Origin of the sequence: Clostridioides sp. ZZV15-6598, from assembly GCF_020657705.1 — a bacterium.
Classification (GTDB): domain Bacteria; phylum Bacillota; class Clostridia; order Peptostreptococcales; family Peptostreptococcaceae; genus Clostridioides; species Clostridioides difficile_F.
In genome coordinates, this window is record NZ_JAGWCS010000096.1 from 1 (window position 1) to 15,424 (window position 15,424).

Below are 15,424 nucleotides of genomic sequence, written 5' to 3' on the forward strand. Positions count from 1 at the left end.
GTCTAAAAATATACAATTATTAAAAAAAATATATGCATTCATGAAATTGACATATTAGATAGAGCTAGGTATAAATTAAACACAGAAAATAATAGTGTTACTTTTATAATAGATACATATAAAGATATTTTTAAGAATAAAATTTATTATTAAATAAAAAATAAGGGGAGAGTGATTTAATAGAATGGCATCAAAACAAACACCAAGAAATAATTTAGAAAAGTTTTTAAGAATAAGGGTTCTATCACATACAGGCGACAAAATACATATAAAATTACCTGTAAATTTTGCAAAGAGAATGATTGAAAACAATGCTTTAGATTTGTTTAATGGAAAAGATGATGTAGTTGATGGTAAAAAAGTTACTGAAATACTAGTTAAGGCATTTGATTATGATTTAACTGGCGAAGTGGTTCATCTAGAAAGAAAAAATGGGGATATTATTAAAGTATCAATTGTACAATAAAACTAATTTATATAAATTTTATCTCGATAGCCTGAATATCCTGTAGACGAGTATAGACTTTTTTTAATAAGTTACTGATTGCCAAATTGTATCGATGCATAATATATACGGAAATACCTCCGTATCCTTAAAAAAGGGCGACTTTAATACATCCTCTGTAGTTCAATTTTTGAAACAAAAAAACGGCGGTTTTGAATGTTATTTCAAAACAGCTGTTAGTTACTATTTTATGATTTAGGCATGGCTATTCAACACCAGAACAACGGTTTTTTTTGTTGTTTTGGTGTTTGAAGCTATTTTATAGTTGCATTTCAAATTCAAGTTCTGTCAAATCTTCACGCCACGAACGATTTTCTTTTTCAGTTACTTTGATAAAACCCATCCTTTTGTACATTGCAATCGCTGTTTCAAGGTCATCTGTTGTGTCAAGATAAACTGACTTATATTTCTTTTGATGACAATAATCAAGTGCGGCGTTTAGTAAACTCTTTCCAAGCCCAATGCCACGATAATCAGGGTGGAGCAAAAACCATCGAAGCTGAGCGCGATTACCATGATTTATGATACCAATGCAACCTATAATTTCAGCGTTATGTTCAGCTATCCATAACCTATCAAGTTCGGGATTATAATTTTGTAGAAATTCATAAAATGACTGTGCAACATAACTTTCAAAGGCTGTTGAATAATTATATTCCTGTTTATAAATCCAACCGTGCATATAGGTTATATATCCTGCATCTCCAGGCTTAATTTGGTGTCGGATAGAGATTTCTTTTGAATTGATAGGTTTGCCCTTTGTAAGGATACGCTCTATAAAAGCCATGTCCTGTACTAATTTGTGTTGGGCATATTTAGATAATGGTTGTATCATTTGATAAATCTGTTTGTCTGAGCGAGCATTCATTTCTGCAAGTTTTTGTTCTCCAGTTTCTGTAAGCATCAAAAAATTAGAGCGTCCATCTTCTTTAGATTTCTGCTTCTGTATCAATCCTTGTTTTTGAAATTGATTTAGTATCCTACTAATGTAGCCAGAGTCAATACATAATTTTTCCGTAAGTAGGGTTGAAGTGCAGTTAGGGGTTGTTTCAATTTCATGTAATATTCTAACTTGCGATAAGGATAGATTGCTTTCCAAAATATGTCGGTCAAGTAAACCAAGAACATTTGTGTAAAACCGATTAAATCTCCTAATGATATTTATATCCTCTTTTACTATTTCATTCATAATAAACTTCCTCCTTTTTGATGTTAATATTGTTACGTTTGTATGATATTTAAAAAATCCTTATGATAAGGATACTCTGATTGTCTGCTTTTGTCAACTAATATACATGACAAAAGCAGATATTTTTTCGTTTGAGTAAAAATTACATTTTTTAAACTATGCCAATAAACACATATAAGAACTTATGTGGCATTTTTCATCTATCCAATCAATAAAAAAATAGTATATTTATATAAGTTAATTTTTCTGTATTGTCACTTGTAATATATATTTTAGAAGTATTTTGAAAGTTAAACAATTGGCAGTATATTCTATTTTTCTATTGAAAATGATATAATATAGCTACTAAGAGGGAGGAGGACAAAATTTTGAAGTTAAAAACCTTTCAATTGATTCTGATTGTTTGTATGATTTTTCTTTCTTTTCCAATAGAACTTAACTCTGCTTCAGATAAGGTTCCAGTTAAAGTTGGGTATTATGACGATGGCGATTATATGAGTAGAAATGAAAATGGTGAGTATATAGGGTTTAATTTTGAATACTTACAGGAAATTACTAAGTACACTAACTGGAAATATGAAATAGTAGATTGTAAAAGTTGGGAAAATGCTTTTGAAATGCTAAAATCAGGTGAGATAGATGTTCTTCCTAGTGTCTATTATACAAAAGAACGTACAAAAGAGATGCTTTTTCCAACACTACCAATGTGCAATATCTATACAACTTTAAATGTAAGAGTGGATGATACTCGTTACGATTATGAGGATTTTGATTCTTTTAGGGATATGAAAGTAGGTGTTATTAGTAATAGTAAAGATGCTGAAAATTTTAAAAAATATTGTAAAACAAATAATTTTAAAGTTCAAATTGTATCTTATAAAGAGACAGATGATTTGTTAAGAAATTTAAAAAACGGAAATCTTGATGGTGTTGCTATAACACATCTTGGTCGGAATAGTACATTTAAAAGTGTAGCACAATTTTCTCCAGAGCCACTTTATACTGTGGTTTCAAATAAGAAGCCAGATTTATTATCTCAACTGAATTCTGCTTTGAATACATTGACACTTAGGAATTCAAGTTATGAAACAAAATTATACAATAAATATTTTTCTATAAGTACTGCTCAGAAGCCAGTATTTACAAAAGATGAGCAAGAATATATACAACAATCTGATGAAATTTCAGCTGTTTATGATGTTACAAAGATTCCACTAGAATATAGTGATTCCAAAACAGGAGAGTTTTCTGGTGTAGTTGCTGATTTATTCAAGGAAATTACAAATAACACTGGTTTAAAATTTAGATTTGTTTCTGCAAAGAATTACAATGAAGCACTTCAATTATCAAAAGATTCTAGCATATCTGTAGTTTGTGGTATGGAAAACGATTATATTAATAACCAAAAAAACAGTATAAGAACAACACAGTATTATTTGCGTGCTCCAGTAGTTTTAGTTAGCGGAGAAAAAGAAAATGAAATTAAAAAAGTAGCAGCTGTAAATAGTTCTTTGATTGGACAAAATATTGCTGAAGATGGGAAACTAGATAGAACCATAGAATATTATAATTCTCCAAAAGAATGTTTTGAAGCTGTATTAAAGAATAAAGTGGATGCTGTTTATGTAAATACATATATTGCAGATTATCTATTATCCAATTCTCGTTATGAAAAATTTTCTGTTTCGACTTTGACAAACTATGCAGAAGAAATAAGTATTGGTATTTCTGATTCTGCAGATTCAAGGTTATTTTCTATACTAGATAAATGTATTCAATACATGTCAACAGAACAAATGGACAGAATAATTTTAAAAAATACAATAGTTCAATATGATATAACTTGGCAAGATATTATTCATCAGCATCCGATGGCAATTATTGGAGGAGTTATTATAATATCAGCTATTATTATTATACTTTTGAGTTTTCTACTTTTATTAAAGTCAAAAAATAACAAGCGTATTGAGAGTTTGTTATACCGAGATAGTCTTACAGGAATTTGGAATTTAAATAAATTTTCTAAAGAAGCTATTAAGAGTTTAAGAAATGTAGAAAGTGGCTCATATGTGATTGTTTATTTAGATATAAAACAATTTCGAATGATTAATGACACTTTGGGATTTTCAGAAGGAGATGAAATACTTTGTGCATTAGCTAAAGCTTTACAAAATACTGTCTCTTTTGAAGAATCTTGTGCTCGCGTTTCTGCAGATCAATTTGTTATGTTATTAAAATACAATAGTTGGGATTGCTTAGAAGAACGTCTCTTTAAGATTGACACTCAATTAAATGATTGGGTAGAAAAAATGAAAAAAACTTACCAACTTATTCTTGTATTTGGTGTATACATAGTAAATGAAGTTGAAAAACATGATATATCTCTCATGCTTGACTTGGCAAATTATGCGAGAAGAAATACAGAAATAACTCACAAAAGTTGTGTTGTACTTTATGATATGACTATGAGAGAGGAAGGATTACACCAAAGAAACTTAACAGATAGGATGCAAATAGCATTAGAACATGGAGAGTTTGTTCCATACCTTCAACCAAAGGTAGATATGAATACAAATAGATTGGTAGGAAGTGAAGCACTAGTAAGATGGAATTATCCAGATAAAGGTATAATAAGTCCTGGAAAATTCATTCCTTATTTTGAAAAAAACGGATTTGTGGTAGAAATTGACTTTTATATCTATGAGGAAGTCTGCAAAATGTTAAAGAGATGGATGGATTTAGGATTAAATATTAGTCCAGTATCTTGTAATTTTTCCAGAATTCATTTTAATAATGAAAGCTTCTCAGAAAGATTGATAGAAATAGCAGATTCCTATAAAATACCTCACAAATACCTTGAAATAGAAGTCACAGAAAGTATTTTTGTTGAAAACCTCAATCAGATTTTGAGTCATTTTAATCAACTAAAAGAATCAGGATTTCCTATTTCTATAGATGATTTTGGTTCTGGATATTCATCTCTTGGTTTATTACAACAATTTTCTGTTGATATAATTAAGTTGGACCGTACATTTATACAAAAGGGGATGCATGGCAGTCGTGAACAAGCTGTTGTGCGTGGAGTGGTAAATATGGCAAAAGAATTAAATATGAAAGTTATATGTGAAGGGGTAGAAAGTATAGAACAAGTGAGAATACTAAAAGAAATTGGATGTTATTTGGCACAAGGATATTTTTATGCAAAGCCAATGCCACAAGAAGATTTTGAGCAATTATTAAAAAATCCTGTACTGAAAATTAAATCAAATGTTTAAGGTACTCATTAATTAAATAAAAAAAGCTATAAATAATAGAGTTATTATTTATAGCTTTTTATTATATTGAATAGTTAATTAAAATTAAATACAAATTGTAATCACTATATTTTTTGTTTAAGTTTTAAAACTTGTTTTACTATATTTGTTGAGTGGTCAGAAATTCTTTCTAAGTTAGTAAGCAAGTCAAGGTAAAGTACACCAGCATCAATTGTACAACTACCATTATTTAATCTAATCATATGAGAGTTTCTAAAAGTTTTTTCTAAGTAATTTACTTCATTTTCAACTTCTAAAACTTTGTTTGCTAATTCAAAATCTTTTACATCTAAAACTACTAAAGCATCCTTAAAGTTAGTCATAGTTTTATTGTATATTTCATAGATTTCTTTTATCGCACTATCAGAGAAGTTAACATTCATTTCTTTAACAGTCACAGCCAACTCAGCTATATTTTCAGCATGGTCAGATACTCTTTCGATATCATTTACTGTATTGAAAAGTAAATCCGTTCTAAATCGTTCATCATCCCTAAGTGGCTCTTTAGAAAGTTTTAACAAATAATTTAATATATCTTTCTGCAATTTATTAACAACTTTTTCAGACTCAAAAGTTTTCTTAATATCTTCACTACTTTTATTTAAAAAGCCTGCAATTGAATGTTCTAGAGAGTTTGTAGCCTTATGTCCCATCCTAACAACTTCTTGTACAGTATTACCAAGTGCTATAGATGGAGTACTAAACATTCTTTCATCTAAGTATTTAGTATTGTTTACGATGTCTGACTCGGTTTCTCTAATAGGTATAAGTTTGTTTGCTAATTTAACTATGTATTTAGAAAATGGCAATAATATTATAACATTTGTAAGATTAAATAAAGTATGTGCATTTGCTATTTGTCTAGCTGTGTCAGTTGGGTCAAAATGAGTAACTATAGCTGATATAGGCTTATTTAATACAAGCATAAATATTATTGTACCAATGACATTAAAACTTAAATGCATTACAGCTGCACGTCTAGCATTTCTATTTGCACCAACACTTGATAAAAGTGAAGTAACACAAGTACCGATATTATCTCCATAAAGTATAGGTAAAGCAGCTGATAAAGGAAGTATTCCTTGAGAAGCTAAAGCGATTAGCATACCCATAGAAGCACTTGAACTTTGTATGATACCAGTGATTGCAAATCCTGCTAATATACCAAGTAGAGGGTTTTTACTAAAATATAAAAGTGTATCAGTAAATCCCTTATACTCAGCAAGTGGAGCTACTGCATCTTTCATAAATTCCATACCTGTAAATAATATACCAAAACCAATAAGTATTTCAGCTAAGTGTTTTGTTTTTTGATTTGATGTAAATAAATAAAATACTATACCTATACCTAATGCAATTGGGGCTATTCCTTCAAGATTAAATGAAACTAATTGCGCAGTAACAGTAGTACCTATATTTGCCCCCATTATTACACCAATAGCTTGACTTAGATTCATTATTCCTGCATTTACAAACCCTACAACCATTACAGTAGTAGCACTTGAACTTTGTATGATACCTGTAACAACTGTACCTACCAATACACCCATAACAACATTACTTGTTAAGAGTTCGATGATTTTCTTTAATTTGTCTCCTGCCGATTTTTGTAAACCTTCTCCCATTAAACTCATTCCATAAAGAAAAAGTCCAAGTCCACCGATAAGACTAACTGCTATATTCACGATATTTCCTCCCTTAAGAAATTAATAAATTTTTTATATGAATTATAAACTTTATTAACTAAAATTTATTGTTTCCATAATATAGAATAACAAATTTTGTCAATTTAAATATTAACGTTTTGTTAAGTATAGGTTAAGAGAATGTTAAATCTTTAAGTTGTTGTTAATTTAAGAAAATTTATGCTATATAGTAATTTAAATACTTGGAGTGATATTTAACATATTTTGGATAAAATCGACTTAACAAAGAATTAACTTTTTTCGTCAAAATATTTATAATTAAAAAATATCATCCTTTGCAGAATGATATTTTTTAATTATAAATATTTTTATATTCAATTGGTGTAAGGTTGTTAAACTTTTTAAAAACCATACTATAATAATTTTGGCTATTGAACCCAACAAATACAGCAACATCTAAAATAGACATGTCTTCTCGAAGTAAATATTTCTTACTTTTTTCGACTCGAACTTTATTGAGAAAATTAGTAAATGTATATCCACTTTCTTTTTTAAATAGGGAGCAAAAATAACTTTTATTAAGTTGTAAATCATTACATATATCACTTACTGTTATATCTTCTGAGTAGTTTTTATGAATATAATCTATAGTTTTTTTTACATAAAAACTAAGAGCAGGTTTGTGTTTCATTTTATCATGACATATTTCTGATAAAAGATTTGATATATAATCTATACACGATAGAGGCTTAAATGGTATGTCAGAAAACGCAATATCATTATTAATGCATGATTTAAAAGGACCTATGACAAAATAGCCACTAGAAACATCAAATTTATGTATTGGCATAATTAAAAAATGTATGTCATCGCAAAAACTTAACATTATATAAGATAAGTTTTTATTAGATATAAAATCTGTGCTTTTTATATTATTGAAGATGTTCAAACTTGAAAAGTATATTTCTAGTTTATCATTGTAGCCAACGCTACAAAGTTCTTTTAAATCCTTATTAATCACTTTTGTTGGAATATTACAACAGTCAAAAAAATCATTAATGATAAGTTCTATATCATCTTTAAAACATTTCAAAAAATCACCTCATTTAAATTTATACAAATATTTTTATAAAAAAACAAATATAGTTAAGAATTTAAAAAACATATCGCGTAAAATAGTTATTGCGAATGATAATTAATTTCGTTAAATAATATTATGATGTAAGAGAGGTAAAAAGTCAATGAAAAAAATAGCTATTTATGGGAAGGGAGGAATTGGAAAATCAACAACAACTTCCAATTTATCTGCATCACTTTCTCATTTAGGATATAAGGTTATGCAAATAGGATGTGACCCTAAATCAGATTCTACTAAAAATTTAATGAAAGGAAAATTTATACCAACAGTTCTCGATGTCATGAAAGAGAAGAAAGATGATTTAAAACTTGAAGACATAGTATTTGAAGGATATGGTGGAGTATTATGTATTGAAGCTGGAGGACCAACTCCAGGAGTAGGGTGTGCTGGAAGAGGTATAATAGCGGCTTTTGAAAAATTAGAAGAATTAAAGGCCTTTGAAATATATAATCCAGATGTAGTAATTTATGATGTACTTGGAGACGTTGTTTGTGGAGGGTTTTCAATGCCAATAAGAAATGGATTTGCAAATGAAGTGTATATAGTAACTTCTGGAGAAATGATGTCAATGTATGCTGCTAGTAATATATCTTTAGCTGTAGAGCAATTTAAAAATAGAGGATATGCTTCTTTAAAAGGACTCATATTAAATGCTAAAAATGTTGAAGATGAAATAGAATTAGTTGAAAAATTGGCTGATGAAATAAAAAGTAAAGTTTTTCACTATATCCCAAGAAATAAAATCATGCAACAGTCTGAGAATAATGGAAGAACCGTTATAGAAGAAGATAAAGATGATAAAATGTCACAAATATATATAGAACTTGCAAATAAGATTATGCAAAGTAATTAGATAAATATAGGTTTAAAATAAAAAATATAGCTTTAAAATAAAGTTTATTATGGAGGAAATTTTTATGAAATTTAAAAAAATATGCTCAGTATTTTTACTTAGCGCATTGATATTAACAGGATGCTCAAAGCCATCAAATGATGAGTCTGCGAATAAGGAGTCAAATAAAAACGTAAAAGTTGTTTCAGCTACAGTAGCAGCAACACAAGTATTGGATAAATTAGATGCTACTTTAGTAGGCATACCAACGACTAAATCGGAATTGCCAGAAAAATATAAAAACCTACCAGAAGTAGGACAAGCTATGAATCCTGATTTAGAAATTGTAGCATCTCTTGAACCAGATGTATTTATAGTTGATAGTATGTTCAAAGAAAATGTTGAAAAGAGTATGAAAGAATATAACCTAGATACCTTCTATTTTGAAACTGGAACATACACAAAGTTTCTTAAAAGTATAGAGAATTTAGGTAATAAAATAAATAAACAAGATGAAGCAGAAAAACTTATAAAAGAGCTAAAAGGAGTAGAAGAATCTGTAGTAGCAAAATCAAAAAAACAGGATAAAAAACCAAGAGTAGCTATTTTATTTGGTGGTGGAAATAATTTTATGCTAGCTACAAAGAGCTCATATCTTGGTGATTTGGTTAAAACAGTAGGTGCTGAAAATATAGCTGATAACTTAACAGATAGTGTGGATTCAGATTATATACAATTTAGCTTAGAACAAATTATAAAAGAAAATCCGGATTACATACTTAGATTTGCACATGGGAATATAGAAGAGACTAAAAAAGCATTTGATGATTCTTTTGATAAAAATCCGGCATGGGATACATTAAATGCAGTGAAAAATGGAAAAGTTATAGATTTAGACTCAAGTATATTTAATGTGTCAGCAAATATACATGTCAAAGATTCAATAAATAAACTGGGAGATATCTTATATGGAGATAAATAGATTTTAGGTGAATAATATGGATAATAAAAAGGTCTTATTGATATTTACAGGGTTGATAACTGTAATTATTTTATTAATTGTTTTTTCTACTGTAGGAAGTGTAAATTTAAGTATTGGAGAAATATTTGATGCATTGATAAATGATAATAATGCAATGGTTACTACAATAGTTTATAAAATGAGGTTGCCTAGAAATATTTTAGCAGCTTTAGTTGGTGCAAATCTAGCCGTTTCAGGATTATTGTTGCAAGCTGTTATGAAAAATCCATTAGCAGACCCTGGTATAACAGGAATATCTACAGGAGCAAGTGTAGCTGCTATTATAATATTACTTTTATTTCCACAATATACAAGTATGTTGCCAATAGTTGCTTTTATAGGAGGGCTTATATCTTGTGGGGTAGTATTTTTGATGGCGTATAAAAACGGGCTTAGGCCAGAACGGATTATACTAGCTGGAGTAGCTGTAAATACTATATTAGGTGGTGTGATATCATATTTATCAACTATGTATAGTGAAAGAATTCAAAGTGCAATGTTGTGGTTAAATGGAAGTTTAGCCACAAAGACTTGGTTAGATGTAAATATGCTAATATGGTATTCTGTTATAGGATTGGTAGGAGCTATCTTCCTTATCAGAAGTGCAAATGTACTACAATTAGGAGATGATGCAGCTACAAATCTTGGTTTCAATGTAAATAAAAGTAGGTTTTTAATCTCATTAGTAGCTATATTTTTAGCAGGTGTTTCTACTTCTATAGTTGGTGTCATCAGTTTTGTAGGTCTTATAGTACCACATATAACTCGTATGTTACTTGGTAGTGACCATAAATATACGATACCATTTAGTATAGTACTAGGGAGTATAGTATTATTAATTGCAGATACATTAGCAAGAACAATAGGAGGCTCTATAGAGATTCCAGTAGGCGTTATTATGTCTATAATAGGGGGTCCATTCTTCTTATATTTATTAAGAAAGAGAGGCAGTTATTAATGTTCAATATAAAAAATGTCAAAATAGGTTATGAAGATAAGATTATCATAGACAATCTGAGTGTGAGCATTAAAGAAAAAGAAGTGGTTTCTATATTAGGTCCAAATGGTTCAGGAAAATCTACATTACTTAAATCCTTATCTAGAATTTTGAAAATTAAACAGGGTGACATATATATTGGTAAGAGAAATATGAAAGTCATGAGTAATAAAGAAATTTCGAGAAAAGTGGCATTATTATCTCAACATAATGCCTCTCTAAAGGATATAAAAGTAAAGGATTTAATATATTATGGAAGAATACCACATAAAGGTTTTTTTGAAAGTAAGAATAAAAATGATGAAGAGATAGTAAATTGGGCAATGAGAAATACAGGTCTTGAAACATATAAAGATAAATTGGTAAGTAATTTATCTGGAGGAGAAAGACAAAGAGTATGGTTAGCAATGGCACTTTGTCAAAAGCCAGATATACTTTTATTAGATGAACCTACAACATATTTGGATATATCTCATCAATTAGAATTAATGGAACTTGTAAAAGATATAAATAAAAAGTTTGGAATGACTATAATTATGGTTCTGCATGACATAAATCAAGCCAGCAAATACAGTGATAGACTTATTATTATGAATAATGGTGCTATAGTAGCGGATGGCCACCCTAATAACGTAATAAGTGAAGAGATAATAAAAGATGTTTACAAGGTAAAATGTGATATAGATATAGACCCAATTAGCAAAAAGCCTAGGATTCATCCAATAATGTTATGTAGAAGAACTAGTAGTATATAAAATTTTAACGTTTAAAATGACTATAGTTTAAAAATATAAAAAGTAATATAAGTGTAACTTTAAATTTATAAAGTTGTATAAGTAATAGGATTGGAAAGGAAAAAATATGTATACTTTAAATGTATTAAATAGATTAAAAGATATAGCATATGATAAAGATATAAAATCTTTATCATATGCTGTGTTTCCAGGGACTCATTGTCCATTGTTTGGAGTTGTATTAACAGCATCATATATAAAAAACATGGCTCTTGTGATAGTAGGAACAAATGAATGTACTTATTATAGTAAAAACTTTGCATATCATAGACAGTCTGGTCAAGATAGTGTTTATTCAGTAGTACTAAAAGATAAAGATATAGTTTTTGGTGCAGAGAAAAAAGTAATAGAAGCTGTAAAGTATATTTCAGAAGTTGAAAAATTTGATGCGATAATGATAGTAACTACATGTGTACCAGAATTAATAGGTGAGGATTATAATGCTTTATCTGAGGAATTGGAAGAACTGATTGGTGTGCCTGTTTTAGCAGTTAATACCGAACATTATACTTGTAATTCTCATATAATTGGAATGACTAGAGCTTTAAAGAGTTTATCATCAGTTATGGAGAATTATACAAATAAAAAAGGTGTTAATATTTTAGGGCATAGACAAGAGAATGTAGAAGATACAGAGCTTGTAAAGCTACTTTCTAAAGAAGGCATAAAAATAAATTGTGTAATACCATCTAAATGTACTATAAGAGATATAAAAAGTGCATCTAGTGCTAAATTAAATATAGTAACAGATATGATAGCATTGGATTTAGCAGAAGATATGAAAAATAAATTTGGAATAGAATACATATATTTTGAGAAAAACATGAAAGAGTCAATTATAATGGAAAACTATAATAAACTTTGTAACATTTTAGATATAGATGTACAAGATGAATTGTTAGAGCAAAGACAAAAATATAATTTGTTATTGAAGAAATGTAGACTTCTAATGGAAGGGAAAAAGCTAATTTATGGGAATACACCAATGATGGCATTTGAAACAGTGGATTTCTTAACAGAATTAGGATTAGTACCAGAATTTATACAAGTACGTGAACTTTATGAACAAGATAGTTTATTTAAAGACAACATAATAAAAAAAGGACACAATCCATATGTAAGCAGAATTGCAAATATAGCTCCACTTAGAAGTTTGTATGAGACTATAAATGCAGATATTTACATAGGTCATGAAAATCCAATGTTATTAAAAGAAAAGGGACTTATGCAAATAACGTTAGACGAACATGCACAAAAAATAGGGTTTGAGCTTCCAATAGGCATAATGGAAACTTTAATTAAATTATTTGATGTGGAGAAAGCTACAAGAAAGGAAGTGATTTAATATGGAGGTATATAAATATTTTCCAAATCCTTCCGATAGAATGGGAATAATATTTACAGTATCATCAATAAGTGAAGCCTGTGTCATAGAATTTGGTCCATCAGGAACAACTCACTATGCTATAGAAGCAATTGGAAGTTTAAATGGAGAAGATAAAGCAAAGATTTATTCAACTCATATGAGTGAAAGTGATGTTACGTTTGGAAATTATGATAGATTAGAAAAGGCTATAATTGAAATAGATAATAATATTAAACCCAAGTATATATTTGTAATGGCTTCATCTGTATCTTCTATTATAGGTGTGGATATAGTAGGAATATGCAATATTATAAGTGATTCCGTAAACTGTAAGCTAATCCCAATTACAACAGGTGGATTAAGAGAAGATTATAATCAAGGAGTTGAAGATTTTCTTTATATATTAGCAAAGGATGTAGTAAAAGAGAGCAATGAAAAAATTGATAGTTTTAATATAATTGGATGTAATATAGACCAATATAATTTTTTATCAGATTGTGAAGAAATTAAAAGGATGATGAAGACTTTTTTCAAAAAAGAAGTAAATGCAACTTTTACATCATACACATCAATAGAGGAAATAGAAAATGCATCTAAGTCTAGTTTAAATATAGTACTTAGAAAAGAAGGTATCAAAGCAGCAAATTTTATGAAAGATAAGTATAATATACCTTATGTGTATAAAAAGCCTTATGGAATAAAAAATACTGAAGAGTTTATTAAAGACATACAAAAAGTAACTATGTGGGATTTGGATAAAAGTGCTTATGAAGCTGAAGTATCTAGCATAAAAAGACAAGTATTTAATATAAAAAGGAAGTTTTATTTTTATGAGGGAAGTAAAAAATGTGCTGTATTTGGAGATTATGATACTGCTTTAGGATTTAAAAATTTATTAAATGAATTAGGTCTTGAAGTTGATAGAGTTAATATATTACATAATACAGATTGTAAGGATGAATCAGTATATATTGGAAATAATGAGTTAGATAGAAACAAATATTTAAAAGAAAATGAGTTATTGGCTCTATTTGGAGATGGGACTAGTATTGATATGAATCATAATTCAAAGTTAGATATACAGATAAGTAATCCAAACTTAAAAAGTGTAAATATATATCCATATACACCATTTGTTGGATTAAGAGGAGTACTTTACATAATTGAAAGAATACTTAATATATCACTATAAGATAGATTTATTAAAAGGTTAATGCATATTTTCTCACAATAATTTATTAATGCTGTTAGGATTTGTAAGATATGGGATATAATATAAATAAGTAAATTTTGTAAATAAATAATTTACTTGCTTTATTTTAATTATGTTGGAGAAGTGGGGGAATAGGTTATGGAAAGACTGATGGAACTTTTAGAAAGAAAATTTTTAAAAGATGTAGAACTCTTAGAACTGGAAGATATAGAAAATGTAGTAGAGTGTAAAATGACACAACCATACAATGCTCACTATAATGAATACTTAGTAAAAGTGAAAAATGGAGATATAATAGAAGAACATTTTGTGTATTTAAAATATAGATAGATGTAAAAGAGGTATGTATTTCATTTGTAATATTACAAAATGAATACACACCTCTTTTTTTAGTATTAAAATGTAAAACTATAAAATTTTAATTTATATCTATTTTATATTTTCAACAATATCAGTTAATACTGAGTCTAAATCATTACTAATTTCTGTAACTCCATTATGAGTAATATCTATGATTTCTTTAGTCATAGGAAGTTCACCTAGAAGTTTTAAATCTAAATCATTTAAAAACTTTTCAGTAGAGTCACCATCAAATAGTTTGATTTTTTTAGAACAATCAGGACATTGAATATAACTCATATTTTCAATAACTCCAAGAACATTTATGTTCATTTTTTTAGCCATATTAACAGCTTTTGATACAATCATAGATACCAAATCTTGAGGAACTGAAACCATAACTATTCCGCTTATAGGTATAGATTGCATAACTGTTAATGCAACATCCCCAGTGCCAGGAGGCATGTCTATAAGTAAATAATCTAGCTCTTCCCAAAGTACATCAGTATAAAATTGTTTTACAACTCCTCCAACTAGAGGCCCTCTCCAAACAACAGGTTCATTTTCGTCATCTATCATAAGATTTATAGACATTACTTTTATGTTATTTGAATTTTCTACAGGATAAATATAAGAGCCATCAGAATAAGCTTTTACATTTTTTAGGCCCATAAGTCTAGGAATACTTGGTCCTGTTATATCAGAGTCTAATATACCAACTTTGTATCCCATTTTATTTAGTTTATTAGCAAGTAAAGCAGTTACAGTCGATTTACCAACTCCACCTTTCCCACTCATAACACCAATTATTTTTCCAAATTTATTGTTAGGGTTATTTTCAATAGAACAATTTGATTGACTATTACAATTTCCCTTTGATGGACATGAATTACAATCTGCCATATCTATTACCTCCAATGTTTATTATTTATTAGATTATTTGTAACCTACATATACTATTTTAGTACAATTAAACAATAAAGTCATTATTTAAAAGGAACTTAGAATATTTTCTATTAATCAAATAGTAGTTTATTATAAAAAAAAGAAGGTAATAAAAAAATATAACC

The 15,424-nt window shown here is 28.4% G+C and carries 13 protein-coding genes; 9 read left to right on the plus strand and 4 right to left on the minus strand.

What is annotated here, in order from left to right:
* Nucleotides 1-184 precede the first annotated feature (184 nt).
* On the plus strand, nt 185-466 hold the full coding sequence (locus tag KGF50_RS15600; RefSeq protein WP_003420428.1) for a hypothetical protein: 282 nt from the start codon (nt 185-187) through the stop codon (nt 464-466).
* Between the two features lie 298 nt (nt 467-764).
* Here KGF50_RS15600 and KGF50_RS15605 read toward each other — a convergent pair whose 3' ends face one another.
* The gene (locus KGF50_RS15605; RefSeq protein ID WP_227848920.1) at nt 765-1,694 is read right to left on the minus strand and encodes a helix-turn-helix domain-containing GNAT family N-acetyltransferase; all 930 of its coding nucleotides are present in this window, start codon (nt 1,692-1,694) and stop codon (nt 765-767) included.
* A 368-nt stretch (nt 1,695-2,062) separates the two neighbouring features.
* On the opposite strand from KGF50_RS15605, the gene KGF50_RS15610 reads away from it, so the two are divergent.
* Nucleotides 2,063-4,969 (plus strand): EAL domain-containing protein, encoded by a 2,907-nt coding sequence (locus KGF50_RS15610; RefSeq protein WP_227848921.1) that lies wholly within the window; start codon nt 2,063-2,065, stop codon nt 4,967-4,969.
* Nucleotides 4,970-5,073: 104 nt separating this feature from the next.
* Here KGF50_RS15610 and KGF50_RS15615 read toward each other — a convergent pair whose 3' ends face one another.
* Nucleotides 5,074-6,693 carry a Na/Pi cotransporter family protein gene (locus tag KGF50_RS15615; protein ID WP_227848922.1) on the minus strand — a complete coding sequence of 540 codons (1,620 nt, stop codon included), beginning with the start codon at nt 6,691-6,693 and terminating at the stop codon, nt 5,074-5,076.
* 313 nt (nt 6,694-7,006) lie between these two features.
* Complete coding sequence (locus KGF50_RS15620; protein WP_227848923.1) at nt 7,007-7,747, minus strand: helix-turn-helix domain-containing protein; 741 nt, start codon at nt 7,745-7,747, stop codon at nt 7,007-7,009.
* A gap of 148 nt (nt 7,748-7,895) precedes the next feature.
* Between KGF50_RS15620 and KGF50_RS15625 the strand changes: the two genes are divergently transcribed.
* The 7 genes from KGF50_RS15625 to KGF50_RS15655 all read left to right on the plus strand — a co-directional run bounded on the left by KGF50_RS15625 (nt 7,896) and on the right by KGF50_RS15655 (nt 14,345).
* Entirely contained in the window at nt 7,896-8,645 is a 750-nt protein-coding gene (locus tag KGF50_RS15625) for a nitrogenase iron protein NifH (protein ID WP_227848924.1), read from the plus strand.
* A gap of 64 nt (nt 8,646-8,709) precedes the next feature.
* Nucleotides 8,710-9,606 (plus strand): ABC transporter substrate-binding protein, encoded by an 897-nt coding sequence (locus KGF50_RS15630; protein ID WP_227848925.1) that lies wholly within the window; start codon nt 8,710-8,712, stop codon nt 9,604-9,606.
* Nucleotides 9,607-9,622: 16 nt separating this feature from the next.
* Nucleotides 9,623-10,603 carry an iron ABC transporter permease gene (locus tag KGF50_RS15635; RefSeq protein ID WP_227848926.1) on the plus strand — a complete coding sequence of 327 codons (981 nt, stop codon included), beginning with the start codon at nt 9,623-9,625 and terminating at the stop codon, nt 10,601-10,603.
* Nucleotides 10,603-11,397, plus strand: coding sequence for an ABC transporter ATP-binding protein (locus KGF50_RS15640; RefSeq protein WP_227848927.1), 795 nt, complete (start codon nt 10,603-10,605; stop codon nt 11,395-11,397). Before KGF50_RS15635 ends, KGF50_RS15640 begins: the two co-directional genes overlap by 1 nt.
* Nucleotides 11,398-11,503: 106 nt before the next feature.
* On the plus strand, nt 11,504-12,781 hold the full coding sequence (locus KGF50_RS15645; protein ID WP_227848928.1) for a nitrogenase component 1: 1,278 nt from the start codon (nt 11,504-11,506) through the stop codon (nt 12,779-12,781).
* A gap of 1 nt (nt 12,782) precedes the next feature.
* The gene (locus KGF50_RS15650) at nt 12,783-13,994 is read left to right on the plus strand and encodes a nitrogenase component 1 (protein ID WP_227848929.1); all 1,212 of its coding nucleotides are present in this window, start codon (nt 12,783-12,785) and stop codon (nt 13,992-13,994) included.
* Nucleotides 13,995-14,153: 159 nt separating this feature from the next.
* Entirely contained in the window at nt 14,154-14,345 is a 192-nt protein-coding gene (locus KGF50_RS15655; protein WP_227848930.1) for a hypothetical protein, read from the plus strand.
* A gap of 99 nt (nt 14,346-14,444) precedes the next feature.
* Here the strand turns inward: KGF50_RS15655 and KGF50_RS15660 are convergent, their stop codons facing one another.
* Nucleotides 14,445-15,257: an Mrp/NBP35 family ATP-binding protein gene (locus KGF50_RS15660; RefSeq protein WP_227840239.1), complete on the minus strand. Its 813-nt coding sequence runs from the start codon at nt 15,255-15,257 to the stop codon at nt 14,445-14,447.
* Nucleotides 15,258-15,424: the final 167 nt, after the last annotated feature.